The 26,077-nt window shown below is 71.9% G+C and carries 24 protein-coding genes and 1 pseudogene; 14 read left to right on the top strand and 11 right to left on the bottom strand.

The window, feature by feature from the left end:
* The first annotated feature begins 2 nt into the window (after positions 1-2).
* Both ACFFXY_RS05045 and ACFFXY_RS05040 read left to right on the top strand, forming a co-directional pair.
* Positions 3-1,130 (top strand): acyl-CoA dehydrogenase family protein, encoded by a 1,128-nt coding sequence (locus tag ACFFXY_RS05045; RefSeq protein WP_382346512.1) that lies wholly within the window; start codon positions 3-5, stop codon positions 1,128-1,130.
* Between the two features lie 195 nt (positions 1,131-1,325).
* Positions 1,326-1,811 carry a Rieske (2Fe-2S) protein gene (locus ACFFXY_RS05040; protein ID WP_382346509.1) on the top strand — a complete coding sequence of 162 codons (486 nt, stop codon included), beginning with the start codon at positions 1,326-1,328 and terminating at the stop codon, positions 1,809-1,811.
* Positions 1,812-1,903: 92 nt separating this feature from the next.
* Here the strand turns inward: ACFFXY_RS05040 and ACFFXY_RS05035 are convergent, their stop codons facing one another.
* The 4 genes from ACFFXY_RS05035 to ACFFXY_RS05020 form a co-directional block, all read right to left on the bottom strand.
* Entirely contained in the window at positions 1,904-2,293 is a 390-nt protein-coding gene (locus ACFFXY_RS05035; RefSeq protein WP_359950498.1) for a DUF3151 domain-containing protein, read from the bottom strand.
* A 32-nt stretch (positions 2,294-2,325) separates the two neighbouring features.
* The gene (gene nhaA, locus ACFFXY_RS05030; RefSeq protein ID WP_382346506.1) at positions 2,326-3,759 is read right to left on the bottom strand and encodes a Na+/H+ antiporter NhaA; all 1,434 of its coding nucleotides are present in this window, start codon (positions 3,757-3,759) and stop codon (positions 2,326-2,328) included.
* A 39-nt stretch (positions 3,760-3,798) separates the two neighbouring features.
* Positions 3,799-4,221 carry a Fur family transcriptional regulator gene (locus tag ACFFXY_RS05025; protein ID WP_382346503.1) on the bottom strand — a complete coding sequence of 141 codons (423 nt, stop codon included), beginning with the start codon at positions 4,219-4,221 and terminating at the stop codon, positions 3,799-3,801.
* Positions 4,222-4,401: 180 nt separating this feature from the next.
* Entirely contained in the window at positions 4,402-4,992 is a 591-nt protein-coding gene (locus ACFFXY_RS05020; protein WP_382346500.1) for a helix-turn-helix domain-containing protein, read from the bottom strand.
* Positions 4,993-5,099: 107 nt separating this feature from the next.
* On the opposite strand from ACFFXY_RS05020, the gene ACFFXY_RS05015 reads away from it, so the two are divergent.
* On the top strand, positions 5,100-5,876 hold the full coding sequence (locus ACFFXY_RS05015) for a TSUP family transporter (protein WP_382347393.1): 777 nt from the start codon (positions 5,100-5,102) through the stop codon (positions 5,874-5,876).
* On the opposite strand, the gene ACFFXY_RS05010 is transcribed toward ACFFXY_RS05015, so the two are convergent.
* Entirely contained in the window at positions 5,873-6,970 is a 1,098-nt protein-coding gene (locus ACFFXY_RS05010) for a calcium:cation antiporter (RefSeq protein WP_382346497.1), read from the bottom strand. The two genes, ACFFXY_RS05015 and ACFFXY_RS05010, sit on opposite strands and share 4 nt — an antisense overlap.
* A gap of 150 nt (positions 6,971-7,120) precedes the next feature.
* Here ACFFXY_RS05010 and ACFFXY_RS05005 point away from each other — a divergent pair, with 150 nt between their 5' ends.
* Complete coding sequence (locus ACFFXY_RS05005) at positions 7,121-8,512, top strand: aldehyde dehydrogenase family protein (protein ID WP_382346495.1); 1,392 nt, start codon at positions 7,121-7,123, stop codon at positions 8,510-8,512.
* On the opposite strand, the gene ACFFXY_RS05000 is transcribed toward ACFFXY_RS05005, so the two are convergent.
* The gene (locus tag ACFFXY_RS05000; protein WP_382346492.1) at positions 8,481-8,987 is read right to left on the bottom strand and encodes a MarR family winged helix-turn-helix transcriptional regulator; all 507 of its coding nucleotides are present in this window, start codon (positions 8,985-8,987) and stop codon (positions 8,481-8,483) included. The two genes, ACFFXY_RS05005 and ACFFXY_RS05000, sit on opposite strands and share 32 nt — an antisense overlap.
* A 96-nt stretch (positions 8,988-9,083) precedes the next feature.
* Here ACFFXY_RS05000 and ACFFXY_RS04995 point away from each other — a divergent pair, with 96 nt between their 5' ends.
* Both ACFFXY_RS04995 and ACFFXY_RS04990 read left to right on the top strand, forming a co-directional pair.
* Positions 9,084-9,515 (top strand): nuclear transport factor 2 family protein, encoded by a 432-nt coding sequence (locus ACFFXY_RS04995; RefSeq protein ID WP_382346489.1) that lies wholly within the window; start codon positions 9,084-9,086, stop codon positions 9,513-9,515.
* Positions 9,516-9,828: 313 nt separating this feature from the next.
* Positions 9,829-11,013, top strand: a complete 1,185-nt coding sequence (locus tag ACFFXY_RS04990) for a sulfotransferase family protein (protein ID WP_382346486.1) — start codon at positions 9,829-9,831, stop codon at positions 11,011-11,013.
* A 70-nt stretch (positions 11,014-11,083) separates the two neighbouring features.
* Here ACFFXY_RS04990 and ACFFXY_RS04985 read toward each other — a convergent pair whose 3' ends face one another.
* Positions 11,084-14,101, bottom strand: coding sequence for an FG-GAP repeat domain-containing protein (locus ACFFXY_RS04985; RefSeq protein WP_382346484.1), 3,018 nt, complete (start codon positions 14,099-14,101; stop codon positions 11,084-11,086).
* 238 nt (positions 14,102-14,339) lie between these two features.
* Between ACFFXY_RS04985 and ACFFXY_RS04980 the strand changes: the two genes are divergently transcribed.
* The 5 genes from ACFFXY_RS04980 (at position 14,340) to ACFFXY_RS04960 (ending at position 18,897) form a co-directional block, all read left to right on the top strand.
* Positions 14,340-14,702: a BlaI/MecI/CopY family transcriptional regulator gene (locus ACFFXY_RS04980; RefSeq protein WP_382346481.1), complete on the top strand. Its 363-nt coding sequence runs from the start codon at positions 14,340-14,342 to the stop codon at positions 14,700-14,702.
* Positions 14,699-15,643 (top strand): M56 family metallopeptidase, encoded by a 945-nt coding sequence (locus tag ACFFXY_RS04975; RefSeq protein WP_382346479.1) that lies wholly within the window; start codon positions 14,699-14,701, stop codon positions 15,641-15,643. The genes ACFFXY_RS04980 and ACFFXY_RS04975 overlap by 4 nt, the downstream gene beginning before the upstream one ends.
* A 128-nt stretch (positions 15,644-15,771) precedes the next feature.
* Entirely contained in the window at positions 15,772-16,791 is a 1,020-nt protein-coding gene (locus tag ACFFXY_RS04970) for a coiled-coil domain-containing protein (RefSeq protein WP_382346476.1), read from the top strand.
* Between the two features lie 132 nt (positions 16,792-16,923).
* The gene (locus tag ACFFXY_RS04965) at positions 16,924-17,883 is read left to right on the top strand and encodes a C40 family peptidase (protein WP_382346473.1); all 960 of its coding nucleotides are present in this window, start codon (positions 16,924-16,926) and stop codon (positions 17,881-17,883) included.
* A gap of 54 nt (positions 17,884-17,937) precedes the next feature.
* The gene (locus tag ACFFXY_RS04960) at positions 17,938-18,897 is read left to right on the top strand and encodes a helix-turn-helix transcriptional regulator (RefSeq protein ID WP_382346470.1); all 960 of its coding nucleotides are present in this window, start codon (positions 17,938-17,940) and stop codon (positions 18,895-18,897) included.
* A gap of 37 nt (positions 18,898-18,934) precedes the next feature.
* On the opposite strand, the gene ACFFXY_RS04955 is transcribed toward ACFFXY_RS04960, so the two are convergent.
* Both ACFFXY_RS04955 and ACFFXY_RS04950 read right to left on the bottom strand, forming a co-directional pair.
* The gene (locus tag ACFFXY_RS04955) at positions 18,935-19,495 is read right to left on the bottom strand and encodes a VOC family protein (RefSeq protein WP_382346468.1); all 561 of its coding nucleotides are present in this window, start codon (positions 19,493-19,495) and stop codon (positions 18,935-18,937) included.
* 69 nt (positions 19,496-19,564) lie between these two features.
* Entirely contained in the window at positions 19,565-21,421 is a 1,857-nt protein-coding gene (locus ACFFXY_RS04950; RefSeq protein WP_382346465.1) for a heavy metal translocating P-type ATPase, read from the bottom strand.
* Between the two features lie 57 nt (positions 21,422-21,478).
* Between ACFFXY_RS04950 and ACFFXY_RS04945 the strand changes: the two genes are divergently transcribed.
* From ACFFXY_RS04945 to ACFFXY_RS04935, 3 genes are all read left to right on the top strand, one after another.
* The gene (locus ACFFXY_RS04945) at positions 21,479-21,826 is read left to right on the top strand and encodes an ArsR/SmtB family transcription factor (protein WP_382346460.1); all 348 of its coding nucleotides are present in this window, start codon (positions 21,479-21,481) and stop codon (positions 21,824-21,826) included.
* 126 nt (positions 21,827-21,952) lie between these two features.
* Entirely contained in the window at positions 21,953-22,333 is a 381-nt protein-coding gene (locus ACFFXY_RS04940) for an effector-associated constant component EACC1 (protein ID WP_382346457.1), read from the top strand.
* Positions 22,333-25,371, top strand: coding sequence for a caspase family protein (locus ACFFXY_RS04935; RefSeq protein WP_382346454.1), 3,039 nt, complete (start codon positions 22,333-22,335; stop codon positions 25,369-25,371). The genes ACFFXY_RS04940 and ACFFXY_RS04935 overlap by 1 nt, the downstream gene beginning before the upstream one ends.
* Positions 25,372-25,477: 106 nt before the next feature.
* On the opposite strand, the gene ACFFXY_RS04930 is transcribed toward ACFFXY_RS04935, so the two are convergent.
* Both ACFFXY_RS04930 and ACFFXY_RS04925 read right to left on the bottom strand, forming a co-directional pair.
* A complete protein-coding gene (locus ACFFXY_RS04930; RefSeq protein ID WP_382346452.1) occupies positions 25,478-25,876 on the bottom strand; it encodes a (R)-mandelonitrile lyase in 399 nt (132 codons plus the stop codon).
* 11 nt (positions 25,877-25,887) lie between these two features.
* A pseudogene (locus tag ACFFXY_RS04925) lies at positions 25,888-26,022 on the bottom strand (IMP dehydrogenase); the annotation flags it as partial.
* Positions 26,023-26,077: the final 55 nt, after the last annotated feature.

The raw sequence follows: 26,077 nt of genomic DNA, 5'->3' as shown, positions 1-26,077 counted from the left end.
CAATGAAACTCGACATCGAGCAGACCGAATTCGCCGCCGCCGTGCGGGCCTACGCCCAGGAGCAGATCCGCCCCGTCATCGGCGACTTCTATGAGCGCGGGGAGTTCCCGATCGAACTCGTCCGGGGCCTCGGCAAGCTCGGCGTCCTCGGGGTCACCCTTCCCGAGGAGCACGGCGGGGCCGGCATGGGCCTGTTCATGCTCGGCCTCGCACTGGAGGAGATCGCCCGCGTCGACGCGTCCGTGGCGGTCACCGTCGAGGCGTCGGTGACGCTCGGCGCGGAGGCGATCGCCAAGTTCGGCACCCCTGAGCAGCAGGCGAAGTGGCTCCCGAACCTCGCCGCCGGGCAGGGCCTGGTCGCGTTCGCGCTCACCGAGCCCGGCGGCGGCACCGACGCCGGGTACACCGACACCAAGGCCCGCCTCGAAGACGGCGAGTGGGTCATCGACGGCGCGAAGTGCTTCATCACCAACGCGGGCACCGCGATGACCGACCTCATCATCACCACCGCGCAGACCGGGCCCGGCGAGGTCACCTGCATCGCCGTCGAACCGGGCACGCCCGGCCTGGAGATCGGGCCCGAGTACTCCAAGGTGGGGTGGCGGGCCTCGGACACGCGACCGGTGTACTTCGACAACTGCCGCGTCCCCGAGGCGAACCTCGTCGGGCAGCGCGGGCGCGGGTTCGTGCAGTTCCTCGAACTCCTCGACTCCGGGCGCGTGGCCATCGCCGCGCTCGCCACCGGGTCGGCGCAGGGGTGCCTGGACGAGGCGCTCGCGCACGCGAAGGAGCGCGAGGCGTTCGGGCGGCCCATCGGCGAGAACCAGGCGATCGCGTTCATGCTCGCGGACATGAAGCTCCGCGCCCACACCTCGCGCCTCGCGTGGCAGGACGCGGCGGTCAAGGCCGAGTCCGGGGAGCCGTTCGGCACGGACGCGGCGCTCGCGAAGCTCCACGCGTCCCTTGCGGCCGTGGACAACGCGCGGGACGCGACGCAGATCTTCGGCGGGTACGGGTTCATGAACGAGACGCCGGTGGCGCGGGCGTGGCGGGACGCGAAGGTGCTGGAGATCGGCGAGGGCACCAACGAGGTCCAGCGGATGCTCATCGCGAGGTCCCTGGGGCTGTAGCGGTTCCGGGCGCCGTCCGGGGCTCTGGACGGCGCCTGGGAACTTACTGAAAACTTCAACTAAAGGTCTTGAGTTTCCGCCCCGAATCATGACAAGCTCGGCTCTTCGGCAGTAGCGTTGCCGCCGCGGCCCGAAATCCCTCCCAGGCGCGCAGGCTGCCGCGGGGGACGGGCCGCATGGACAAGGAGCTCAGACATGACCGACAGCAAGACCGGTAGCGACCTCGCGCGGCGGGTCATCGCCTCGCGGCGCGGGTTGATGTGCGGCCTGGCGGGGCTCGGGGCCGCAGGGGCCCTGGCCGCGTGCGGGACGGCCGAGTCGCCGTCCGATTCGAGTACCTCCTCCGGTTCGGACGCGACCACCGGGGGTTCGGGCGACGGCTCGTCCGCCGACGCGGGCGGGGACGCCATCGCGGCGACCGCGGACGTCCCGGAGGGCGGCGGGATCGTCGTCGCCGACACCGTGCTCGTGCAGCCGAGCGCCGACGAATTCCTCGCGTTCTCGGCCGCGTGCCCCCACATGGGCACCATCGTGAACCCGCCGGACGCCGCGGGGGACATCATCTGCCCCAACCACGGCTCGACGTTCTCCCTCGAAGGCGAGCTGGAGAAGGGCCCGGCCGAGACCGGCCTGACCCCGGTCGACATCACCGTCGAGGACGGCCAGATCTTCCTCGCCTAGCAGGGCGGGACGGAGCGGCCGGGAAGCGATCGCTTCCCGGCCGCTTCGCGTGCTGTGCCCTGGAGCAGGGCTCGCAAGCGTCGCCCTGTTGTCTACGTCAGGGCGTCGGCCGCGGCCGGGTCCGAGTCGCGCAGGAACTGGGCGCAGCGCGCGGCCTCGTCGGCCTCGCCGATCGCGGCGGCGGCGCGGGAGAGCTGGTGCAGGGACTTGAGGAACCCGCGGTTCGGCTTGTGCTCCCACGGGATCGGGCCGTGCCCCTTCCAGCCGCTGCGGCGGAGCTGGTCGAGCCCCCGGTGGTACCCGGTGCGCGCGAACGCGTAGGCGGTGACGTCGTCGCCCGACTCCAGGGCGTTCTTCGCCAGCCGCGCCCACGCGGCGCAGAACCACGGGAACTGGCGGACGGTGTCCTCGGGCGTGTGCTCGTCGAGGTACGTCCTGGCCTCGGTGTCCTCGGGCATCAGCGTCGCCGGAGGCTGTGACATCAGATTCTGCGGAGCCAATTCGGGTCCTCACTCTAGGGTCGAGTCGCTCGTGAAAAGCAGTCGGACAAGCCTAACCCCGCCACGGGAGCGTCCTCCCGGTCCGGGTCGGCGTCGTCCTCCTGGGGCGTGCGGGGCGCCGTGAAGTGCACGGCGATCCCGCCGATGAGCGCCGCGAGGACCGACGCGGCGAGGACGCCGATCTTCGCCTCGTACGCCAGGACCGGGTCGCCGCCGTAGAACGCGAGCTCGGCGATGAACAGGGCCACCGTGAACCCGATGCCCGCGACCGCGCCGATGGCGGCCAGCAGCGGCCACGTGGTCCCCCGCGGCATCCGGCCCAGCCCCAGCTTCACGACGAGCCAGGTCGTGAGCGTGATGCCCGCGGTCTTGCCGAGCACGAGGCCCGCGATGATCCCGAGCGTCACCGTGGACCCGAACGCAGCCCCGACCAGGTCCGAGGACAGCGGGATGCCCGCGTTCGCGAGCGCGAACAGCGGCAGGACGACGAAGGAGGAGAACCGGTGGTGCTGGTGCTGGAGCCGCGCCGCGGGCGGCTGGGCGTCGCGGGTGAGCCTGACGAGGCGCTCGGTCTCCTCGACGGTGAGGCCGTCCTTGGCGAGCTCCTGGGCCTCGTCGTGGGCCACGGCCGGGTCCAGGAGGGGGCGGGCGGCGATGACCAGGCCCATGATGACGCCCGCGATGGTCGCGTGGACCCCCGATTCGAGCATCGCGACCCACAAGAGGACGCCGATGACCAGGTACACGGCCGGGGACCAGACGTTGAGCAGGCGCATGAGGACCGCGAGGGCGGTGAGCGCGGCCGCGGCGATGAGCCACTCGGGCGAGAGGTCGTCGGTGTAGAACACGGCGATGACGGCGATGGCGCCGAGGTCGTCGACGATCGCGAGGGTGAGCAGGAAGATCCGGGCCGCCGAGGGGATGCGGGAGCCGAAGAGGGCGAGGACGCCGACGGCGAACGCGATGTCGGTGGCCATGGGGATGCCCCAGCCGTGCGCGCCCTCGCCGCCCGCGTTCAGGGCCGCGTAGACCAGGGCCGGGACGGCCATGCCGCCGACGGCGGCGGCGATCGGGGGGACGGCGTTGCGGGGGCTGGCGAGCTCCCCGGAGACGATCTCCTGCTTGATCTCCAGGCCCACGACGAAGAAGAACAGGGCCATGAGGCCGTCGTTGATCCAGTCCTTGAGCGAGTGGTGGAGCGTGAAGTCCCCGAAGGAGAGCGTGATGTCCAGGCCCCACACGGCCTCGTAGGACGCCGACCAGGGCGAGTTGGCCCAGAGCATCGCGGCGACGGCGCAGACGACGAGGACGACGCCCGCGGCGGGCTCGATCTTGAGGAACTCGGCCGCGGGGCGGCCGACGTACCGGGCGATGGGCCGCCGCGAGTACAGGAACGCTGGGCGGTTCCTCCAGATGTCGGACTTCCAGGGCTCCTCGGGCGGTGTCATGCGCCAGAGCCTATCCGGGCGAAAGGGCCCGTACCACTCCTATGAGGACGCGGCGCGGCAGTCGGGGCACAGGCCCCGGTAGGTGACGGCGGCGCTGGTGACGGTGAAGCCGTGGCGCTCGTCGCCGGGGAGCCACTCGATCGGGTCGGCGACGGCGTGGACGTCCTTCATGAGGCCGCAGCCGTCGCAGATGAGGTGGTGGTGGTCGTGGTCGGCGTTCGGGTCGTACCGCTTCGAGCGGCCCTGGAGGGAGAGTTCGAGGACCTCGCCGAGGGCGACCATCTCGTTCAGGGTGTTGTAGACCGTGGCGCGGGACAGCTCGGGCATGCGCGCGACGGCGCGTTCGAGCACCTCGTCGGCGGTGAAGTGCACGTGGGAACCCTCCAGCGTCTCGGCGATGACGCGTCGCTGAGGGGTGATGCGCCAGTTGTGGCGCCGCAGTCGGGTTACCAGGTCGCTCATGCTGTTCTCTCAACGGGTCAGGAAGTCGAACCCCACTCTAGCAGGACAAACGGGCCGCGCACCACTCATGCTGGACGGCTTCTCACTTTAGAATAGATCTAGGAGGTGCGGCTGACCAGCTCAGGCCGGGCACGGCGGCGGCCCCCGGCGCTCGCGCACGGGGGCCGCAGTGCACCGGGCTCAGTCCTCCAGGACGCGCCCGCACTCGCCGCATTCCGGCGGCTTCTGCCGCGGGACCTCCACGAACTCCTCGGCCACGATCCACAGCTTCCACCGGTCGTGCTCGCGGATCACCGTGATGGAGGTGATGTCGTCGCGGCCGGGCCGCTCCAGGCCCCACATGATGTCCAAGGGCTCCTTGTGCTTCGCGAGCTTGACCTCGCGGCCCTTCAGGTAGTACCCGGCCCGGGAGTACACGAGCTGCTCCTGCTCGCCGTGCTCCTTCGGCGCGGGCTCGCGGCTGCGGCCGTTGAGGAACGCGTGGTACTCGGTGTGGAGCTGACGCGCGATCTGCTGGAGGGGCACGGACGAATAGGCCTTGACCCACCGGTTGGGCGCCTGGTTCTTCCACTTGGTCAGGCGGGCGGAGATCTCCGCGTACGAGATCTTCTCCCCCTTCGCGCGCCACTCGCGCTGGAACACCGACAGCGACCAGTTGTACACGGCCCGAACCGCTTCCAGGGTCTCTTCAAGGTTCCTGAGCTGCTGCTCGTCCGGGTCGAACGTATACTCGTACCCGCGTTTCACCAAGTGGGTCATAGGCTTCGTCATGTCCATGACCTGTTGATATCAGACGATTACGCACCGCCACGTGTTCCTCACCTCATCGGCGTGTCGGCTGACCGTGCGGCAAGTAACTTGGCCTGGTGCCCTTCGACATCGACCCCGGCGTGTTCGCCCTGCTCATCGTCGCGGCGGTGTTCGCCGGATGGGTCGACGCGGTCGTCGGCGGCGGCGGGCTGATCCAGCTCCCCGCGCTGCTGGTGGCGTTCCCCACAGCGCCGGTGCAGCTCATGCTGGGCACCAACAAGATGGCGTCGGTGTGCGGGACGACGATCTCCGCGATCACTTACTCCCGCAAGATCAAACTGGAGCACCGGCTCCTGTGGCCCACCGTCGGCCTGGCCCTGGCGGGCTCGGGCGCGGGGGCCGTCGCGGCCCTCGCGGTCTCCGCGAGCGCCTTGAAGCCCATCATCATCGCGGTGCTGCTTGCGGTCCTGGTGCTGGTCATCGCTCGACCGCAGCTCGGCCTGGAGCCGCAGCCGCGGCTGCGGACCCCGCTGCGCGCCGCCGCGCTCATGCTCACCGCGGGCGTCGGGGTCGCGTTCTACGACGGGATCATCGGCCCCGGCACCGGGATCTTCCTGTCGGTGGCGTTCACGACGATCATCGGCTTCGACTACGTGACGGCCGCGGCGCACACCAAGGTCGTCAACGCGGCCACCAACATCGGCGCGGTCGCCGTGTTCGCCCTCCAGGGGAACGTGTGGTGGCTCCTGGGCCTGGTCCTGGGCGCGGGCTGCATGGCGGGCGCGTGGTTCGGGGCTCGCACGGCGATGGCGAAGGGCTCCCGGTTCGTGCGGATCGTCCTCGTGGTCGTGGTGCTCGCGCTCCTGGCCCGGCTCGGCTGGGACGTGTGGGCCGCGGCCCGCTAGGGGTTGATCGCCAGGAACAGGTACGCGGCGAGGAGCGCGAGGTGGACGCCGCCCTGGAGGCGGGTGGCGCGGCCGGGGACGATCGTGAGGACCGAGACGACGAGGGTGAGGCCCAGCAGCACGATCTGCGTCGGCCCGAGCCCGAGCAGCAGCGGCCCGTCCATGAAGAACGAGGCGATCGCGATCGCCGGGATCGTCAGGCCGATCGAGGCCATCGCGGACCCGTAGCCGAGGTTGATGGAGGTCTGGATGCGCTCGCGGCGGGCCGCGCGGATCGCCGCGATCGACTCGGGCAGCAGCACCAGCAGGGCGATGGCCACGCCGACGGAGGACGCGGGGAAGCCCGCGGCGTCGACGCCCGCCTTGATCGCCGGGGACTCCACTTTCGCGAGGCCGACGACGCCGACGAGGGCGACCATGAGCATCCCGAGGCTGAGCAGCGCGGTCTTCCCCGAGGGCGGGTCGGCGTGGGTCTCCTCGGTGACCGGGCCCGACTCGGTGATGGGGAGGAAGAAGTCGCGGTGGCGCACGGTCTGGGTGAACACGAACAGGCCGTACAGGACGATCGAGACGACCGCGGCGAACACGAGCTGCGAGGAGGAGAACTCGGGGCCGGCCTCGCTGGTGGTGAAGGTCGGCAGGACCAGGCCCAGGACCGCGAGGGTCGCGACGGTGGCGAGGGCCGCGCCCGAGCCCTCGGGGTTGAACAGGGTCGTCCCGTACTTGAGGGCCCCCAGGAGCAGGGAGATGCCGACGATGCCGTTGGTGGTGATCATGACCGCGGCGAACACGGTGTCGCGGGCGAGGGTGTCGGCGTCGTGGCCGCCGGAGGCCATGACGGTGAGGATGAGGGCGACCTCGATGACCGTGACGGCGACGGCGAGGACGAGGGAGCCGTAGGGTTCGCCCACGCGGTGGGCGACGACCTCGGCGTGGTGGACGGCGGCGAGGACGGTGGCCATGAGGGCGACGGCGGCGATCACGACGAGCGCGGTCTCCGACTCGCGGCCCCAGGTGAAGGCCAGCACGATGATGCCGACCACCGGCGCGATGACGGTCCAGGACAGTAGCGGGGATCGTTTCGCGGCGCTCATACGCGACATCCTGTCACGGGGCGGTCGCACTGTCCCGGGGACCGAGGCGGGGCCATGCGCCATGACACACTCGTTCTGTCCCTTTTGTGCTGTGCGAAACGGTACGAGCGCACGGCGCCGCTTGCGTGCGGGAGTCGCTAGAGTCGTCCCATGGCGAGCGAGTTCACACCTGAGTCCCCCTCGGACACCGTCTCGCGCCTGCGGGCGCACTTCGACACCGGCCGCACCAAACCGGTGCCGTGGCGCCTGGAGCAGCTCAAGGGCCTCGACCGGATGCTGCGGGAGGCCGGGGAGGAGCTCGCCGACGCGCTGCGCGCGGACCTGGGGAAGGCCGCGCCGGAGTCGTTCCTCGCCGAGATCGACTTCGTGTCCGCCGAGGTGCGGGCCCTGCGCAAGCACCTGCGGTCCTGGCTGCGGCCCAAGCGGGTCTACACGCCGCCGCACCTCCAGCCCGCGAAGGCGTACGTGCTGCGCGAGCCGCTCGGGGTCGTCACCGTCATCGGGCCCTTCAACTACCCGGTGCAGCTCCTGCTCGCGCCGCTCGCGGGCGCGCTCGCGTGCGGGAACGCCGTGGCCGTGAAGCCCTCGGAGGCGTCGGCGGCGACCGCGTCGGTGCTCGGGCGGCTCATCGGCGAGTACCTCGACCCCGAGGCCGTCGCGGTCGTGCAGGGCGGGGCGGCCGAGACGGCGGCGCTGCTGGCCGAGCGGGTCGACCACATCTTCTTCACCGGTTCGCCGCGCGTGGGCCGGATCGTCGCGAAGGCCGCCGCCGAGCACCTGACGCCGGTGACCCTCGAACTGGGCGGGAAGAGCCCCGCGATCGTCGAGCCGGGCGCGGACCTGGCGACGGCGGCGCGGCGGATCGCCTGGGGGAAGTTCATGAACGCCGGGCAGACGTGCATCGCCCCCGACTACGTGCTCGCCGTCGGCGGCACCGGCCCGGAGCTGGAGAAGCACCTCGCCGAGGCGGTGCGGGAGATGTACGGGCACGCGCCCGCCGACAGCCCCGACTACGGGCGGATCATCGACGAGCGGGCGTTCGACCGCCTGGAGCGGTTCCTCGGCGAGGGCCGCCTCGTCGTCGGCGGCGGCCGCAACCGCAGCGACCGGTACATCGCGCCCACCGTCCTCGCCGACGTCTCGCCCGAGGACGCGGTCATGGGCGAGGAGGTGTTCGGGCCGGTCCTGCCGGTGCTCGCCGTCGACACCCTGGACGAGGCGATCGCCTACGTCAACTCCGGCGAGAAGCCCCTGGCGCTGTACGCGTTCACCAACTCCGACGCGACCCGCCGCAAGCTCCTGACGCGGACCTCCTCGGGCGCGGTCGGGTTCAACATCCCCATGGCGCACATCGACGTCCCGGGCCTGCCGTTCGGCGGCGTCGGGAGCTCCGGACTCGGCGCGTACCACGGGAAGCACTCGATCGAGGTGTTCTCCCACGCGAAGTCGGTGCTGGACAAGCCGCTCGCGCCCGACACGATGCGGGTCGTGTACCCGCCGTTCACCTCCCTCAAGGAGCAGGTGATGCGCCGCCTGCGCTAGCGGCGAGGTGGGCGTTGACGCGCCCGAGGAGCGAGAACAGCTGGGCGCGTTCGGCTTCGCTGAGCGGGGCCGTGATGAAGTCGTTGACGCCGTCGAGGACCGCCTCGATCTCGGCGAGCCGCTCGCGCCCCGCGTCGGTGATGGTGATCGTGTTGCGGCGCTTGTCGTCCGGGTCGGGGGCGCGGACGATCCACCCGCCCTCGGCCAGCTCGTTGAGGACGGCCACGAGGTCGGAGCGGTAGACGCGGGCGCGGTCGGCGAGCACGGCCTGGCTGGCGGGCCCGGCCTCGTCGAGGACGGCGAGGACCACGAAGTGGGCCTTGGGCGCGCCGAGCGGGGCGAGCGCCTCGGCGGCGACGCGGCTGGTCTGCGCGCTCGTCATGCCCAGCAGGCGCGAGAGCTGGCGCCGCAGCCGCTTCGAGGCGCCGCCGCCGTCGAAGGCCGGATCGAACCGCAGTTCATCGCTGGTGTCCATGCGGACAGCCTACCCCGCTTGCGTTAGTCCCACTAACGATGTAGATTCGTTAGCGACACAAACGTTAGTCTTACTAACGACCTGAAGGAGACCATCATGAGCGACACCGACACCCTGGTCCGCCTGCTCGCCGACCGCGCCGAGATCGAAGACCTCGTCGCCCGCCACACCGTGTGGATCGACGAGCAGCGCTGGGACGAGACCGGCCGGATCTTCACCGAGGACGTGGCCGTCACCTCCCCGCGCGGCGAGGCCCGCGGCATCCCCGCGCTGGTCGCCCTGGTGAGCGGCGGCAACGGGTACGAGGCCACGCTGCACACCAAGGCCAACGTCGTCATCGACCTCGACGGCGACACCGCCGCCGTGCGCGCCAACGACCTCGGCGTGTTCCTCAAGGAGGGCAACGAGGCGGCCGTGGCCGCCGGGACCCACCACTACACCGCGCGCCGGACCGGGGCCGGCTGGCGCTTCGACGGCCTGCGGGTCGCGCCCTTCGCGGTCACGGCGGGCCTCCCCCGGGCGATCTGACCCGGTGCGCCGCACGAAAAACAGGCCCTGACCGGCGCAGGACGCCGGTCAGGGCCCATACCCCTCGAAGACAAGTCTGCGCTCAGGTTAGCACCTGCCTTGCGCGCGCTATCGCAGGGGATGCCCCTTCGATCAGCAACGCCCCCAAGGGAAAAGACTCCATACCGGATCGTCGTGAGTCTAATGGGGACTTCAGGTCCGGCGAGGGCGATTCGGGTTGCGGCGACCGGGTATGTACACGACCGGGGCGCATCGGTAACATTGCACCGATTGGGAGTGACAATCCATTCCTTTTAGGATGCAAGGACGCCCCATGCGACGAATGGTGCTCAACGCCGCCCTCGGCCGGTCCGCGAGGGTCCGCCGGGACCCTTCCGAGACGCTCGCGCTGTGGCGCAAGTGCATCCGCGAGGCCGTCGCCGCCGCGGACACCGAGCCGGACCTGCGCGACTGGGAGTTCATCGAGGACCTCGGGTTCCTCCTCCAGTGCTTCGCCGCGGTGCCGGAGCTGACCCCGCTGGGCTGGACGCTCCAGCTCCGCGGGGCCGTGCAGCGGTTGGAGAACCGCCTGCGCGTCAAGTGGATCCACGCCCAGAACCCGCTGGTCGGCGCCGCGCCGGTCGAGCGGCCCGTGTTCATCGTGGGCCTCCCCCGCGCCGCGACCGGCCTCGCCCACCGCGTCCTCGCCGCCGCCCCCGGGCACCGCGCCCCGCACCTGTGGGAGATGCAGCGCACCGGCCTCGCCCGCGAGGACGCCGGGCGCGGCCGCACCGCCGTCGAACGCCAGGTCGCGGCCATGCGCCGCCTCGCCCCCGGCTACGACGCGGTCCGGCCCCTGTGGGCCGACCGGCCCGAGGAGTCCACGGCGGTCCTGTGGCGCACCTACGCGCCGATGGCCAGCGCGCCGCTGCCGGAGTACCGGGAGTGGGTGGCGCACGAGGACGTCACGGGCGACTACGAGTACTTGAAGCTGGTGCTCCAGGTGCTCCAGTACGGGGCGCCGCCGCGGCGGTGGGTCCTGCGGTTCTCGGGGGACGTGGCGCATCTGGACGTGATCCGGCAGGTGTTCCCCGACGCGGTGTTCGTGTGGATGCACCGGGACCCGGTGGCGGCGGTGCCGTCGTTCTGCTCGGCGGTGGAGCGGCTGACGGCGCTGCACTGCAAGGAGGTCGATCCGCTGGTGATCGGGCGGACGTGGCTGCCGGTGCTGGCGGAGTCGATCGAGCGGGGGCGCAAGCTGCGGCGCTCGCTTCCGGAGGACGCGGTGGCGGACGTGAACTACCACCGGTTCACGGGGTATCCGCACGAGTTCGCGCCGCGCCTGTTCGAGCGCCTGGGCGCGCCTTGGACGGTGTCGGACCGCAACGGGCTCAACGCGATCCTGGACGAGCACCGGACGGGGCACGAGTACTCGATGGAGCGGTACGGCTTCGACAAGCGGGAGGTCGAGGCGGCGTTCGGGGACTACCGGGAGCTGGTGGCGGCGCTGCGCGGCTGAAGGCCCGGGCCGCAAGGCGAGAGGGGAGCCCCGCTGGTGCGGGGCTCCCCTGGTTCATTCCTTGACGCCGTTAGGCGATGGTGAACGAGTTCCAGCCGGTGCCGATGGCCTTGCGGGTCCCGGCGCCGTGGTTGCCGTTGCCCGGGTACAGGTACAGGGCCCCGTCGGACTTGCGGCGGGCGAGCCAGTCGGCGTGGCCGTCGCGGTTGAAGTCGCCGACCCCGGTGATCTGGTCGTAGCCGCTCCAGCCGCAGGAGACCTTGGCGGCCGACTTGAGCGTCCCGTTCCCCTTGCCGCCGTAGAAGTACAGGCAGCCGTCGGAGGTGCGGAGCGCGAGGAGGTCGGCGTGGCCGTCGTGGTCGAGGTCGCCGACGGAGGCGATCTCGCTGAAGGACTTCCAGCCGGTGCCCATCTTGATGCGGGTGCCGAACTTGCCGTCGCCCTTGCCCGGGTAGAGCCACAGGACCCCGGTGGAGGTCTCGCGGGCGACCAGGTCGTCCTTGGCGTCGCCGGTGAAGTCGTGGCCGCCGGTGAGGACGTTCATGACGTTCCAGCCGCTTCCGGCGGTGATCGTGTCCGCGAACCCGGATTCGCCTTCGAGGCCGGTGGCGATGTACAGGCCGCCGGTGTACGAGCGGTACAGCATGTCGGCGCGGCCGTCGGCGTTGTAGTCGCCGCCTGCGGAGGCGAGGGTGATGCCGTCGCAGTTGTCGCACATGTTCCAGCGGGTGCCCAGGCCGGAGCCGGTGCCCCAGTAGAGGTACAGGTCCTTGTCGGACTTGCGCTGGGCGATGACGTCGCCGAACCCGTCGTAGTCGTAGTCGTACGTGCGGTCGAGCAGGGTCACGGGGAGGCGCATGGCGTTCCAGCCGGTGCCGACGGACGTGCCGGAGGAGCTGGCGGGCGACTCCGGGTCGAAGGTGCGCAGCACGAGCTGCCCGGTCCGGAGGTCGACCGACGCGATGTCGGGCGCGCTGTCGCGGGTCACGTCGCCGACGCCGACGACCTGCTCGTACCGGCGGGTGTAGAGCCAGTCGTACAGGGTCTGGTCGAGCTCGTAGACGTCGCCCGTCGACGAGTAGACGTAGTAGTGCCCGTCGTAGTTCCAGCGGGTCAGGAACTCGTCGTAGCCGTCGCCGTTCAGGTCGCCGATCGAGGTGAGGACGTCCATGCCGTCCCACCACTCGCCTTCGAGCCCGCGCGCGCCGAACTTGCCGTTGCCGAGGCCCGGGTAGTAGTACAGGTTCCCGTCGGCGTACGAGGTCGCGTACAGGTCGGGGATGCCGTCGCCGTCGTAGTGGCCGACGGAGATCTGCCCCATCCGGTTCCAGCCGGTGCCGACGGTGATGCGCGAGCCGAAGCCGCCGTTCCCGTTGCCCGGGTAGGTGTAGAGCGTCCCGGTCTTGTTGTCGCGGGCGAGCAGGTCGGGCACGCCGTCGCCGGTGAGGTCCCCGGCCATGACGATGTCGAAGCCGCCCCAGCCGGTGCCGACCGAGACCGCGGAGCCGTAGGTCCCGGCGCTGGTGCCCTTGTACAGGCGCAGCGCCCCGTCGGACTTGCGGATCACGAGGAGGTCCTCGTAGTTGTCCCGGTTGTAGTCGTAGCGGGCTTCGTAGGCGTCGTTGTAGATGAGCGCGAAGTCGCTGCCCGGGGCGCCTTCGTACTCGCCGTCGTTGTAGACCGCGCCGATCTCGACCGCGCCCTGGTAGGCGGTGGTGTCGGTGAGCTTCACCGTGTACGTGATGTACAGCCGCGACCTCGACCCGAACTCGTCGACGGCGCAGGCGAAGTCGAACCGCTCAAGGGCGGTGTCGGTGGCGGCGTGGAGCGCGGCGAGCTCGCTGTCGTCGTAGCACTCCCAGGTGCCTTGGCCGTCGCTGTCGACCCCGACGAGCTCGACGCCCTCGGGGAGCTGCGCCCGGACCAGGTACGAGTTGCCGTCCGGGTCGAGGTCGGAGCCCGCGGCCGGGCCGTTGTTCTCGATCTCGGTGGTCACGGTGACGGTGTCGCCCACGGAGCCTTCGATGACGGTCTCGGAGACCTCAAGGTCGTAGGTGCGCTTCGCGCTGGTGAGGGTGATGCCGCCGGCGTAGTAGGCGATGGAGTCCTCGGCGCCGTCCCAGCCCGCGGCCGCGGACACGAGGCTGAGCTTCGTGCCGGTGGCCGGGACCCACGAGAGGCCGTCGAACTCGTCGGCGAGGGTGCCCGCGTCGATCGTCTTCACGCTGTAGTCGCAGCCGCACACTTCGAGCGGGCCGACCAGGCCGTTGGCGAACTGGTAGTTGACGGCCTTGCTGAGGGTCAGGAACTGGCCCTTGGCGTCGGTGACGTCGGTGATGACGCATTCGAGGCCGGTCGCCGTGCCGCCCTCGTACGTGGTCCGGCAGTTGGCGTACCCGTCGACCGCGGTCGCGAGGCCCGCGGTGTTCAGGGCGCCTTCGTCGGGGGCCGGGTTGGTGAAGGTGACGACCACGGCTTCCGCGGTGGGGGCCAGGTCGAAGTCCTGGTAGACCACCGGGTTCACGCCGACGCTGGCGCCCGCGGCGACGCCGGTGACGGCGACGTCGCTGTGGGCGTACGGGTTGTGGACGTCGTAGGTGGACACGACGTCGACCGTGCCGCTCTGGTTCGCGACCTCGATGCCGTCGATGGTGACCTTGAGGGTGTAGGAGAGGGTCTCGTCGTCGGCGCTGGGGACGGCGGCGAGGTCGAAGCCGAAGGCCGTGTTCGCGTCGGCGGCGGCGTCGGTGCAGGCCACCAGGTATGCGGTGGCGGCGTCGCAGGCGGCGTCGGTCGAGGTCAGCTCGATGACGCCGGCGCTGCCTTCGATCGTGAACTCGGCGGCGACGGCGTGCGTCTGGTCCGCGGAGCCTTCGGCGGCGGTGTAGTCGACGGTGATCGTCCCGGGGGTGCTCTCGCCCGCGGTGACGGAGGCGGCGACGCCGGGGTTCACGACCGGGTCGCCGGCGATGCCGGGGACCTCGGCGAAGGCGGGGGTCGCGAATGCGGACGCGACGACGAACCCGGCCGCAGTCGCGGCGAGCAGGCGTATGCCGCTGCGCCGGACAAGGGGGGTTTGGGGGGTCATGGGGCTCCTTGTTCAATTGGGACAGAACTGAGGGGTGTGGACACCGGTGCGACCGGCGACGATTACACGCCGCCGCGCGGGAACCGGTTGCACCGGATCGCACACCTGTCGGCAACGCGTCGCGGACCGGCGGCCTCCGGGCGGCCCTCGCCGCGGTCTGACAGGGCCCCGACCGGCTACTATCGTCGTTCGTAGCGTGCCGTGCGGCGCGCCGGGGACCACGGGAGGCAGGGCGGCGATGCGCAGACTGGGCGAGCTGGAGGCCGCGATCATGGACGTGCTGTGGGCCGCGCCCGGCCCGGCGACCGTGCGCGGGGTCCTCGAAGCGCTCGACCGCGACCCCGAACCGGCGTACACCACCGTCATGACCGTGCTGGACAACCTGCACCGCAAGGACATCGTCACGCGCGAACGCGACGGCCGGGCGTGGGCGTACCGCCCGGCGCTGTCGCGGGAGGACTTCGACGCCGAGGCGATGGCCTCGGTCCTGGAGTCCTCCGCCGACCGCGGCGCGACCCTCCTGCGGTTCATCGGCAAGATCGGCCCCGACGAGCTCGCCCGCCTGCGCGCGGCCATGGACGAGGCCGAGGAGTCCGCGTGATCGCCGCGGCGCTCCTGCTCGCCTACGCCGCCGCGCTCGCCGTCCTCGGGCCGCGGCTGCTGGGCCGCGCGCGCTGGGCCTCGGCCGCGCCGCGCCTGGCGATCGCGACCTGGTTCGCGCTCGCGGCCTCGTTCGTCCTGGCCGCGGTCCTCGCGGGCGTCGTCATCGTCATGCCGCTGGAGGTCCACGACAGCGCGACCGGCCGCGGGCTCATCTGGCACTGCCTGCGCGAACTGCGCGAGCACTACGGGACGGTCGGCGGCGCCGCGCTCGCCCTGGGCGCGGGCGCGCTGGTGTGCGCGGTGCCCGCGCGGCTGGCCGCCTCGCTGGCCGCGGCCTGGTGGGCGACCGGCCGCGAGCGGGCCCGGCTGCGGAGGAGCCTGGAGGGCTACCCGTTCGACCCCGCTATCGGGGCCGTCGTCGTCCCGGGCGAGCGGCCCGCGGCGTACTGCCTGCCCGGCCGCGGGGGCCTGGTCGTGGTGACCTCCGGCGCGGTCGCGGTGCTCGACGGGGCGCAGCTGCGCGCCGTCGTCGCCCACGAGCGCGCCCACCTGTCGGGCGGCCACCACCGGATCGCCGGGATCGCCAAGGCGCTCGGGTCCGGTTTCGGTGTGCTGCCGCTGTTCTCGCACCTGTCCGAGCGCGTCGCGCACCTCGTGGAGCTCGCCGCCGACGACACCGCCGCCCGCGCCGCGGGCCGCCGGGTCCTCGCCGGGAGCCTCCTCAACGTCGCGGCCGCGCAGGCCCCCGGCCCGGCGCTCGCCGCCGGGGGCGGGGACACCGTCGCCCGGATCGAGCGGCTCCTCGACGCCCCGCAGCGGCCCGGCCCGGCCGGGGTGGGCTCGATCCTCGGCGGGAACCTCGCGGCGGTCGCCGCGCCGCTGCTGGTGGTCGTCACGCCCGTCGCGACGGCGGTCGGGTTCGTCTGCTGCCAGGTCTGACACCCGGGTCCGAGGGTGTCTCAGGTTGCACTCCGTTATCTACTATCTTCCTTAGTAGTTCAGTCCGCGCGCGGCCCCGCCGGGCCTTCCGCGCGGGCGCGGCGACGACCTGCCGGAGGCATCACGTCTTGCACCACGACCCCGATCCCACTGCGCCGCAGACCGTCAGGCCACCGGCCGCGCGGCTCCTCCCGCTCGCCGCACTGGCCCTCCTCCCGCTGCTGGCCGGGCCCGCGGCGCCCTCGGCGGCGCAGGAGGAGGGCGGCTCGGACTCGCTGAGCGCGGCGATCGGCGCCTACCTCGACGCCCAGGACGAGCTCGCGGCCCTCGAATCCGACCAGGAGGAGCTGGAGCAGGAGCTCGCCGACTCCGAGACCGAGGCGGCGGCGCTGGAGGCCGAGCTCGGCGAGTTCGCGTACATCGCCTACACCGCCTCGGACTTCCAGTCCACGGCCGCGCTCATGTCCTCGGGCAACCCGACCGAGACCATCGACGCCATGTCGACCCTCCAGTTCCTCGGCGAGTCCCGCGCCGACCGCCTCGACGAGCTGATCGCGCGGCTCACCGAGATCGAGGCGATGCGCGAGACCCTGGCGGACAACATCGCCGAGCAGGAGGACCTCGCAGACGAGATGGAGTCCGCCGCCGAGGAGGCCGCGCGCGAGCTGGCCGCGGCGGGCGGCGACGACGCGGTCGGACCGTCCCCCGGCGACTTCCCCGACCCCGAGGACGCGCCGCGCAACGGCGACGGGACGCTCCCGTCCGAAGGCTGCTCCGAGGACGACCCGACCACCAGCGGGTGCGTCTCCCCGCGCACCCTCCATGCGCTGGAGCAGATCCAGCTCGCCGGGTTCACCCGCTACGTCAAGTGCTACCGGGGCGGCGGCGGCGGGGAGCACCCCCTCGGCAAGGCCTGCGACCTCTCCTCCGAGCCCGGCGGCTTCGGCGGCGTCGCCTACGGCGAGGACTTCGACTACGGGGAGAACCTCGCCGCCTGGCTGGTCGAGAACGCCGACGAGCTCGGCGTCCGGTACGTCATCTGGTACGAGCGCATCTGGCAGCCCGCCACCGGCTGGCGCGCCTACAGCCTCGGCAACGGCGACCCGAACTCCGACCACACCAACCACGTCCACCTGAGCATGCGCTGAGCCGCCCCGGCCCATTGTCTACTAACTAAGTTAGTAGTAGGGTGGGCTCGTCGTCGGCGGGGCGCCGCCTCAGGTGATGTCACCGTCCCGCCGGCACCTCCCCCGCATCCCTCCCGAAGGAGCGACCCGACCGTGAACCCGACCCCCTTGCGCCGCATGTGGACCGCCGCCGCCGTGGCGGGCGGCCTCCTCGTCTCGGCCGTGGGCTCGGCCCCCGCGTGGGCCCAGCGGGACACCGAGGAGATCAACGACGAGATCGAGCAGACCGACGGCGACCTCACCGCCGCCGTCGAGGAGTACAACCGGCTCGCCCAGGAGGCCCAGGACAACCGCGAGATGGCCGCCCAGACCGAGGAGTCCCTGGCCGCCGCCGAGGCCGACCTGAACGCCCTGCGCGACCAGCTCGCCGACTACATCACCGCGACCTATGTGGACCAGGGGATCGGCGACGCCGCGCTCCTCCTCGAATCGGGCTCCCCCGACGCCTTCGTCGAGCGCCTCGACCGCCTCAACTCCGCCAACCTCTACAGCTTCGACCTCCTCGACGAGCTGCGCACCGCCGCCGACGAGTACACCGCCCAGCTCGACCTCCTCGGCGACCTCCAGGCCGACCTCGACGAGCAGGAGGCGGAGCTGGAGCAGCGGCAGGAGGACCTCAACGCCCGCATGGACGACCTCTCCGAGGAGTGGCAGGCCGCCGCGGGCGACGAGATCGCCGACTACGACCTCCCCTACATGTCCGACGACGAGTACGCCGTCGTCTCCTTCGCCCTCGACCAGGTCGGCAAGCCCTACGTCTGGGGCTCCGCGGGCCCCGACTCCTACGACTGCTCAGGCCTCGTCCTGCGCTCCTACGCCCAGATCGGCATCGACCTGCCCCACAACGCCGCCGCCCAGTTCAACTCGACGGCCAACATCAGCCGCGACGAGCTCCAACCCGGCGACCTCGTCTTCTACAACGACCTCTCCCACATGGGCATGTACATCGGCAACGGCCTCATCGTCCACGCCCCCAACTCCAGCACCGTCGTCAAAGTCGTCGAACTCGACCACGGCAACGTCTACTACGGCGCCACCACCGTCCTCCACTGACCGGAGACGCGAACGAGGCCGGGAACCGTCACCGTTCCGGGGCAGAATCGGGGGATGTCCGCCACGACCGGGCGCGCGCTCGCGCTCCTCAACCTCTTGCAGTCGCACCGCCACTGGCCCGCGCCCGAACTCGCCCAGCGCCTCGGCGTGACGGTCCGGACCGTGCGGAGGGACGTGGAGCGGCTGCGGGAGCTGGGGTACCGGATCGACTCGACCGCGGGCGTGCACGGCGGCTACCGCCTCGCGGCGGGGGCGTCGCTCCCGCCGCTGCTGCTGTCCGACGAGGAGGCGGTCGCGATCGCGATCGGGCTGCGCCTGGTGGCGGCGGGCCGCGTGCGCCGCGGCGCCGAGTACGCGCTGTCGGTCCTCGCCAAGTTCGAGCAAGTGCTCCCCGCGCGGCTGCGCCGCCGCGTCAGCGCCCTCGCCTCCGCGTCCCCGCGCCCGCCCGGAGACGGCGGCGTCCCCTCCGAGGTGCTCACCGACCTGGCGCTGGCGTGCCGCGATCGCGAGCGCGTGCGCATCGCCTACACGCCCGACGGCGGCGAGCGGCAGGACCGCCGCGTCGAACCCCACTCGCTCGTCCCGGTCGGCGGCGACTGGTACCTGGTCTGCTGGGACCTCGACCGCGCCGACTGGCGGACCTTCCGCACCGACCGCGTGCAGGGCGTCGAGCCGCTGCGCGTCGGGTTCGCACCGCGCGATCTGGCGCCCGAGCGGGTGGACGCGCTGGTCGCCGTCGCGCGGACCTGGGGGCCCCGCGCGCAGGACGCGGCGGCGGTCCTCGACATGCCGGTCGAGTCGTTCAAGGCCGCCTTCGGCGAGTGGGCGCAGGGCGCCGAGGCCGACGGTCCGGAGCGGACGCGCTGGCCCGTCGGCGGTGCGAGCGTGCGAGACGTCGCCTACGGCCTCTCGTGGCTGCCGGAGGGGACCCCGTACCGGGTGGAGCTCGCCGACGCCGACCGGGACGAGATGCGCCGGATGCTGCGCCGCATGCTCGCGGCGCTGGACCGGTGACGGCGCGGGGCCGCCGGTCCAGCGCCGCCGGGGCGCGCTAGCCGGCCTTCCTGGGGTCGGCGAGGCCGGTCAGGGCCTCGTCCAGGCTCGAATGGAGGTATTCGAGCTCGGGCGTGGTGAAGCTGCTCCAGTCCTCGACCCCGTCGGCCTGCCAGGCTTCCGCCGCACCGTCGGATTCCGGTGCCTGCAACCAGTCCTGGGCGGCGTCCGGGTGGTGGCGGTACACCCACCAGAGGTTCGCCGCGGGGTCCTGGAACCGCGCGAGGGTGTCGCCGAAGAAGTCGGTCGGGCGCGTCAGGGTCCTCCCGCCGAGCTTCTCCGCGCGGGCGAGCACCGCGTCCACGTCCTCGACGTAGACGCGGACGAGCGCGGGGGTGAACGGCCAGTGCGGCTTGCGGTCGGCGACGGTGAGCAGCGAGTCGCCGATGCGCAGTTCGGCGTGCAGGATGAGGCCGTCCGTGTCGAGCGTGCGGGCCTCGGGAACGTCTTCGGCCACGAAGACCTCGGTGAGGAAGTCGATGAGGGCGGCGGCGCCGTCGGCCAGGAGGAACGGGTTGACGGTGTTCGATCCGGCCGGGGCGGGAGGCGGTGCGGTCATGGCGGGTCCTTTCGAATGGTCGCTGTCGCCCCCATGTTCATCGTGAACGAGGTCGGTTCCTGTCCGCGTTCAGGCCGGTTCGCTCCAGTTGCGGCGGTGGAGGAGCCGGAGGCCGTTGAGGCCGACGACGACGGTGGAGAGCTCGTGCCCGGCGACGCCGAGGACGAGCGGCAGGTGGCCGAGGAGGTCCCAGGCGGTGAGGGCGAGGATGACCGCGGCGGCGAACGCCAGGTTGGCCCTCGCGATGCGCGTCGCCTTGCGGGAGAGGTCGATCGCGGCGGGCAGGGCGGTGAGGCGGCGGCCGACGAGGACGACGTCGGCGGACTGGAGGGCGAGGTCGGAGGCCGTGCCGCCCATGGCCGCGCCGACGTGGGAGGCGGCGAGCGCGGGGGCGTCGTTGACGCCGTCGCCGCAGTAGAGGGTGCGGGTCCCGGCGAGCCGGTCGGCCTTGTCGCCCGGCAGGAGACTCGCTTCGACCTCGCGGATGCCGACGGCGTCGGCGACGCGGCGTCCGGCGGCGGCGTGGTCGCCGGTGAGCAGGCGGGCCTCGCCGCCGAGGCGGGCGGCGAGCGCGGCGACGGCGCTGGCGGCGTCGGGCCGGACGGTGTCGGTGAGGCCGACGACGCCGACCGGGCGCTTGTCGGCGACGACGACGGCCACGGTCAGGCCCTCGGCGGCGAACGCGTCCACCGCGGTGCGGGCGGCGGTGTCGTCCTCGGCCTCCTCCAGCAGGACCGGGTGGCCGACCAGGACTTCGGCGCCGTCGACGCGGGCGCGCACGCCGCGCCCGGGCACGGCCTGGAAGTCCTCGACCGGGCCCGGGTCGCCGAGGCGGGCGAGGACGCGGCCCACGGGGTGCTCGGAGCGGGCCTCGGCCGCGGCGACCAGGCGGCGCAGGTCCGCCTCGGCGCCGGACAGGACGGTGATCCGCTCGATGCGCGGGGTGGCGTCGGTGAGGGTGCCGGTCTTGTCGAAGGCGACCCGGTCGACCTCGGCGAGGCGTTCGATCATCAAGGCGCTCTTGACGAGCACGCCACGCCGCCCGGCGAGGGCGACTGCGGCCAGGAGCGGGGGCATGGTCGCCAGGACGATGGCGCAGGGGCTCGCGACGATCATGAAGGTCATGGCGCGCAGCAGGGTCGGCTCGAACGCCGCCCCGAAGGCGAGCGGGACGGCGGTGAGCGCGAGGGTCGCGGCGACGACGGCGAGGGAGTAGGGCTGCTCGACGCGTTCGATGGTCGACTGCGTCTTCGACTTCGCCTCGGAGGCCTCCTCGACCTGGCGGGCCACGCGGGCGAGGACCGAGTCGGCGCTGGAGCGGGCCACCAGGACTTCGAGGGCGCCGGTGCCGTTGACCGTCCCGGCCAGGACCGCGGCGCCGACGGCCTTGCGGCCGGGCAGGGCCTCGCCGGTGAGCGTCGATTCGTCCACTTCGGATTCGCCGGAGGCGACGGTGCCGTCGGCGGGGACGCGGTCGCCGGGGCGGACCAGGACCAGGTCGCCGGGGGCGAGGTCGGCGGCGTCCACGGTCTCCTCGCGGCCGTCCGCCAGGCGCACGGCCCGGTCGGGGGCGTGTTCGAGGAGGGAGCGGACGGCGTCGGCGGTGCGCTCGGTCAGGACCGCTTCGAGCGCGCCGGAGGTCGCGAAGATGACGATGAGGAGCGCGCCGTCGAACCACTGGCCGATCGCGGCGGCGGCCGCGGCGGCGATGACCATGAGCAGGTCGACTTCGAAGCGCGGCTTGCGCAGCGCGGTCAGGCCCTCCCACGCCGGGCCCCAGCCGCCCGCGAGGTAGCAGGCGAGGTAGGCGGGCAGCCACACCTGCGTCGGGGCGCCGCCGAACTGGGCCGCGATCCCCGCGGCGAACAGGGCGAGGGCCGCGGCCGCCCAGCGGACGTCGGACAGCCGGAGCATCGAAGCGAACATGCGTGCCATCGTATATTCGCAACTACGCAGATAGCAAACTCCGGTAGGCTCGCCTCCATGCACGAGGGCATTCCCGACTTCGCCATGCCGGACGACGAGCAGGTCCAGGCCGCCGCCGACGCGCTGCGGATGCTCGCCGACCCGACCCGCCTCAAGCTCATGTGGGCGCTCCTCCAAGGGGAGGAGAACGTCGCCTGCCTCGCCGACCTCTCCGGCGCCCGCCCCACCGCGGTCAGCCAGCACCTCGCCAAACTCCGCCTCGCCGGCCTGGTCACCACCCGCCGCGAAGGCACCTTCGTCTACTACTCGGCCGCCGACCACCACCTCCGCCCCCTCATCCAGCAAGCCCTCGCCCACGGCGCCCACACCCTCGACCACCGCACCGCCACCGACACGTCCGCCTGACCGCCGCGTGCTTGAGACCCGACCGCCGACTCCGCAACTCCGGTGCCGCAGAGGCATTGCGCGGGACCGTGTCTCAAGTCCGCGCGAAATAGAATGGGCTCCCCCCTCCGGAAAGGTGCCCACACCGTGCAGGTAGCAGTGGAGATCACAGCGTCCACCGGCAAGTACGCGGACGACAGCCCGCAATGGCGCTCCGAGCTCGGAGCCCTCTACCGCGAACTCGAAAGCCGGGCCGGGCGAGTCGCCTTGCGCTCCGGCGAAACGCAGGAGGGCCACCGCGGCACCACCGAGGCCGTGATCATCGCGCTGGGATCGTCGGGCGCGATCACGGCCGCCGTCACCTGCTTCCGGCTCTGGCTCGACCGGGACAAGACCCGCACCCTCGACGTCGAATGGACCGACCCCGACGAGACGAGGCACCACCTCCGGCTCACCGGGGAGAACATCGACCGGCAGTCGTTCCAAGCCCTCGCCGAAGCCATCGGACGGGCCTTGGAGGGCCGCTGATGAGCATCGCCCGGTACCGGGCGATGCTCATCGGCAACGCCCTCTACCTCCGCGACCCGGTGGGACTGCCGCGCTTGCGGGGCCCGGGAGCGGATGTCGCCGCGCTCTACGAGGCGCTCACCGACCCAGCAGTGGGGCTCTTCGACCCCGACGGCGTCGAGGCGCTCCTCGACCGCCCGGCACAGGAGCTCCACGAACGCCTCGAACGGTTCTTCATCGAAGAGGCCACCCGCGACGACACCCTGCTCCTGTACTACAGCGGCCACGGCAAGATCGACCTCAACGGCAGGCTGCACCTGTGCGCCCTCGACTCGCAGACGAGCCGGCTCCACTCGACCTCGCTCAGGTACGCCGCCGACATCGAAGCCCTCATCGACCAGTCGCCCGCCAGGTCGATCGTCACCGTGATCGACTCCTGCCACAGCGGCGCGTTCCGCGGCGACGTCGCCGTCACCGCCACCGGCCGCGGCCGGTGCGTGATGGCCAGCGCCGGCGCCGACCAGCTCGTGAGGGACGAGGTGCGCCCCGACGGCCCGAGCCCCTTCACCGCTGCGTTCGCCGACGGGCTCCGTCTCGCGGAGTCCTCCGGGCACTTGACGACGCAGGAGCTCTACCACTACATCGAGCGCGATCTCAGGTCGGCCGGCGTCTCCCGTCCCCAGTTCCGCTTCGACGGCGAAGGCTCGATCACGCTGGCCCGCCGCGATACCGCGCGCGCACCGGAGGAACCGATCGCGGCGGGGACTCCGGAGCTCCGACCTGCCGGTCTCGTCGAGACCCCGGAGCCCGCTCCGGCCGATTTCGAGTTTCCCGCCGCGAGAGACCAGGTCTCCGATCTCCTGCGTCGCTCGCTGCGCGCCGCGCTGGACGAACCGGACGAGGAGGACGAGGTGCCGGCGACGGCGTATCTGTTCTTCCTCCGCGCCGGCCCGCTCGACGAGCGCTGGTGCGCCGAAGTGCTCACCGCCATGCCGCGAGGCGAACTCAAGGAGGCGGCCGTCGAGGGATACGTCCAGGGCCTCGCCGCACTGGACGGCGACCTCCCACCGCACCTGACAGCGCTGTTCAAGGAGCGCCCCTTCGGCATGACCGCCAGGATCGCCGCCGCGCGCGGCCTCGGCGAGGATCGGTCCCGGCTGGCGACGGACCTGCTGGGGAGCGCCAGGGAGGAGATCGAGCATGTCGGCGGCGACCGGTTCGAACTGCGCGGTCTGACCACGCTGCTCATAGCGCTGCTCTCGGCCCACGATCCGAGGTTCGCCGCGATGGTCGACCCCGAGGCCTTCCCGCCGCAGCTGCTGTCGGCGACGCGGACGGCGTTTCCGGAGAGGGAGCGGTGGTACGCCAATCTCGTCGCGGGCCTGCGTCGGGCGTTGCGAAAGGTCCCGGCGGCGTCTCGGGCCGAGACGGCGGCCGAGACCGGAGTCAGGCTCGCACCGCTGCTTCCGACCGTCGCGCTGGAGTTCCTCGCTCCGGACGACGACCTCCTTCCCGACGGCGCGTTCGACGGAGAGACCGTCCACGACCTCGCCGCGGCCGCCGCCGCCATCCATCGGAAGCATCCGGCGCTCGCCTACCGGTTGCTCAAGGTCGCGGGCCGAAGGACCGACGGAGACACTGACCCGGACGACATGCTGGGGGCGCTCCTGATCCAGTTTGAGCACTCGGACCCCGCGGACTCCAAACTGCACGACCTCCTGCTCCACGAGGTGGAACTGCTGGTGACCGAGTCCGACGGCGTCGGCTTCTGGTTGGTTCAGCACCACGCCGAGACGCTGTCGAGCACACTCCCCTGGATCTCCGAGCGCCTGTTCCAGCTCGATCCCGACGACAGCCGCACGATCAGCAGCATCGAGGAGGCATGCCAGCGCGCCGCGACCGTCGATGTCGAAGCGGCTCGTCGGATGGCGTCGGCGGCCGAGCGCATGGCGGTCTCGATCCCGAAGCGGAAGGCCCGCAACCGGGCCAAGGTGGGCGTCGTGCGGGCGTACGCGGCGTTCAGTCTCAGCGATGCACTCCGCGTCGCCGCCGGCATGCACCAGGGCGACAACTGGATCTCCGTGGCCCTTCAGTACGCCGCGACCATCATCGGGAAGCGGGCGCCAGAGCAGATCGACGCCCTGATCGCCGGGCTCCCGGCGACAGAGAACCCCGATAGGTTCCTCTCGTCCGTCGTCCAGGGGATCGCCGAGGCCGATCCGCACCGGGCGCTGGAACTCGTGCCCCGCCTGGGCGATCCGGTGGACCGCTCCGCAGCACTTGTCGAAGTGGTCAAGGCCCTCGCACCCAGCGCCCCCGGGGCTGCGGCGGACATCGCCCGCAGCATCGAGGACCCGTACTACCGCGGTCAGGCGCTCAGGAAGGCCGCCATCTGCCTGGCCGCAACTGAACCCGCCGCAGCGGAGGCGGCGGCGAGGCAGATACCCGATGACCCCTCCACACTCGATCACAAGATCATCGTCCTGGCATCGCTGGCGGGCCGGCTCAAGTCGCCGAAGCGCATCCTCGCCGTCCTTTCCGAAGCCGAACGGCTCCTTGACATGCTCCCGGACGACGAGATGGCCAAAGCCGAGGCGGCCCGGTCGGTAGGGGAAGTGCACGCCGTCTTCGACCCGGCGAAAGCGGCGAGGCTCTTCGCGTCCGCCGAGCGGTACGCACGTGCGATCGAAGACGACCACGAGTATTACCGCTCAGCGCAACTCGCGGACCTCATGATCGCCTGGGCGGCCGTGGCCCCGGCGCGGTCCGAGGACCTGGCGCGTCGAATTCCTACAGACTGGACCCGCTTCGATTCGCATGTCGAGGATGCGGGCCTTGCGATGGCGCACCTCGACCCCCGGCGTGCCGAGCGGATGCTCCATCTGATGCAGGACGAGGGCCGTCGCGTCCAGGCGTCCTCCAGACTCGCCGAGAAGCTCAGCCGAACCTCCACCGCCCGAGCCGAGCGCATCGCCATGTCCCTGCCGCACGGCCGGACCAAGGCCCTGACTCTGCTGACAGTGGCCGAGGCGCTTTGTTCGAGTACGCCGCCGCCCTGATCAAGGGCCTTCCTGGGGAACGGTCTTGGCCGCACCGGGCTGCGGGGACGCCTTGGCCGACGCCGAGTTGTCGCTGTTCCACGGCTCCTGCTTCCGGAGATCGGTGTCAGTGTGCGAGGGTCCGGCCGCGCCTGTAGTCGGCGTCGGTGACGGCTTCGTTCCAGGTGACGTCGTCGTCCTCCCACATGGCAAGGTGGGCCATGAACTGGTCGCCGGTCGCGCCGTGCCAGTGCTCCTCTCCCTTTGGGGTCCAGACGGTGTCGCCGGGGCGGGCCTCGATGACGGTGCCGTCGCGGGTGCCGACGAGGGCGATGCCGGAGACGATGTGGAGGGTCTGGCCGAGGCTGTGGCGGTGCCAGTGGGTGCGGGCGCCGGGCGTGAAGCGCACCAGGCCCGCGCGCAGGCGCGCCGGTGCCTCGGCGGCGACGAGCTGGTTGATGTAGACGGCGCCGGTGAACCAGTCGGCGGGGCCGGTGGCGGTGGGCTGCTTGGCGATGAGTTCCATGGCGTCTCCTGCTAGAACCGGATCATGACTTTGAGGGCCTCGCGGTCGTCCATGGCCGCATAGCCTTCGGGGGTCCGCTCGATGCCGATGGTGCGGTCGAAGACCTTGCCGGGGTCGACGGCCCCGTCGAGGACGCCGGGCAGGAGCGGACGACGCGCACGACCGCATCGGTCGGCCGCTCGATCACCGGGTCGGGCGCGT

The sequence above is a fragment of the Glycomyces mayteni genome (genome assembly GCF_042428885.1).
In the GTDB taxonomy this organism is placed as follows: Bacteria; Actinomycetota; Actinomycetes; order Mycobacteriales; family Micromonosporaceae; genus Glycomyces; species Glycomyces mayteni.
Note: the sequence above shows the minus strand (reverse complement) of the source record. Positions and strands in the feature narration are given on the sequence as shown.

Coding starts and splice junctions, on each gene's coding strand:
- ACFFXY_RS04990 (WP_382346486.1), top strand. CDS start 9,829: ATGCGACGAATGGTGCTCAACGCCGCCCTCGGCCGGTCCGCGAGGGTC.
- ACFFXY_RS04955 (WP_382346468.1), bottom strand. CDS start 19,495: ATGACCGCACCGCCTCCCGCCCCGGCCGGATCGAACACCGTCAACCCG.
- ACFFXY_RS05035 (WP_359950498.1), bottom strand. CDS start 2,293: ATGTCACAGCCTCCGGCGACGCTGATGCCCGAGGACACCGAGGCCAGG.
- ACFFXY_RS05020 (WP_382346500.1), bottom strand. CDS start 4,992: ATGACGAAGCCTATGACCCACTTGGTGAAACGCGGGTACGAGTATACG.
- ACFFXY_RS05025 (WP_382346503.1), bottom strand. CDS start 4,221: ATGAGCGACCTGGTAACCCGACTGCGGCGCCACAACTGGCGCATCACC.
- ACFFXY_RS05040 (WP_382346509.1), top strand. CDS start 1,326: ATGACCGACAGCAAGACCGGTAGCGACCTCGCGCGGCGGGTCATCGCC.
- ACFFXY_RS05000 (WP_382346492.1), bottom strand. CDS start 8,987: ATGGACACCAGCGATGAACTGCGGTTCGATCCGGCCTTCGACGGCGGC.
- ACFFXY_RS04960 (WP_382346470.1), top strand. CDS start 17,938: ATGTCCGCCACGACCGGGCGCGCGCTCGCGCTCCTCAACCTCTTGCAG.
- ACFFXY_RS05005 (WP_382346495.1), top strand. CDS start 7,121: ATGGCGAGCGAGTTCACACCTGAGTCCCCCTCGGACACCGTCTCGCGC.
- nhaA (WP_382346506.1), bottom strand. CDS start 3,759: ATGACACCGCCCGAGGAGCCCTGGAAGTCCGACATCTGGAGGAACCGC.
- ACFFXY_RS04995 (WP_382346489.1), top strand. CDS start 9,084: ATGAGCGACACCGACACCCTGGTCCGCCTGCTCGCCGACCGCGCCGAG.
- ACFFXY_RS04980 (WP_382346481.1), top strand. CDS start 14,340: ATGCGCAGACTGGGCGAGCTGGAGGCCGCGATCATGGACGTGCTGTGG.
- ACFFXY_RS04930 (WP_382346452.1), bottom strand. CDS start 25,876: ATGGAACTCATCGCCAAGCAGCCCACCGCCACCGGCCCCGCCGACTGG.
- ACFFXY_RS04985 (WP_382346484.1), bottom strand. CDS start 14,101: ATGACCCCCCAAACCCCCCTTGTCCGGCGCAGCGGCATACGCCTGCTC.
- ACFFXY_RS05010 (WP_382346497.1), bottom strand. CDS start 6,970: ATGAGCGCCGCGAAACGATCCCCGCTACTGTCCTGGACCGTCATCGCG.
- ACFFXY_RS04945 (WP_382346460.1), top strand. CDS start 21,479: ATGCACGAGGGCATTCCCGACTTCGCCATGCCGGACGACGAGCAGGTC.
- ACFFXY_RS05045 (WP_382346512.1), top strand. CDS start 3: ATGAAACTCGACATCGAGCAGACCGAATTCGCCGCCGCCGTGCGGGCC.
- ACFFXY_RS04950 (WP_382346465.1), bottom strand. CDS start 21,421: ATGTTCGCTTCGATGCTCCGGCTGTCCGACGTCCGCTGGGCGGCCGCG.
- ACFFXY_RS04935 (WP_382346454.1), top strand. CDS start 22,333: ATGAGCATCGCCCGGTACCGGGCGATGCTCATCGGCAACGCCCTCTAC.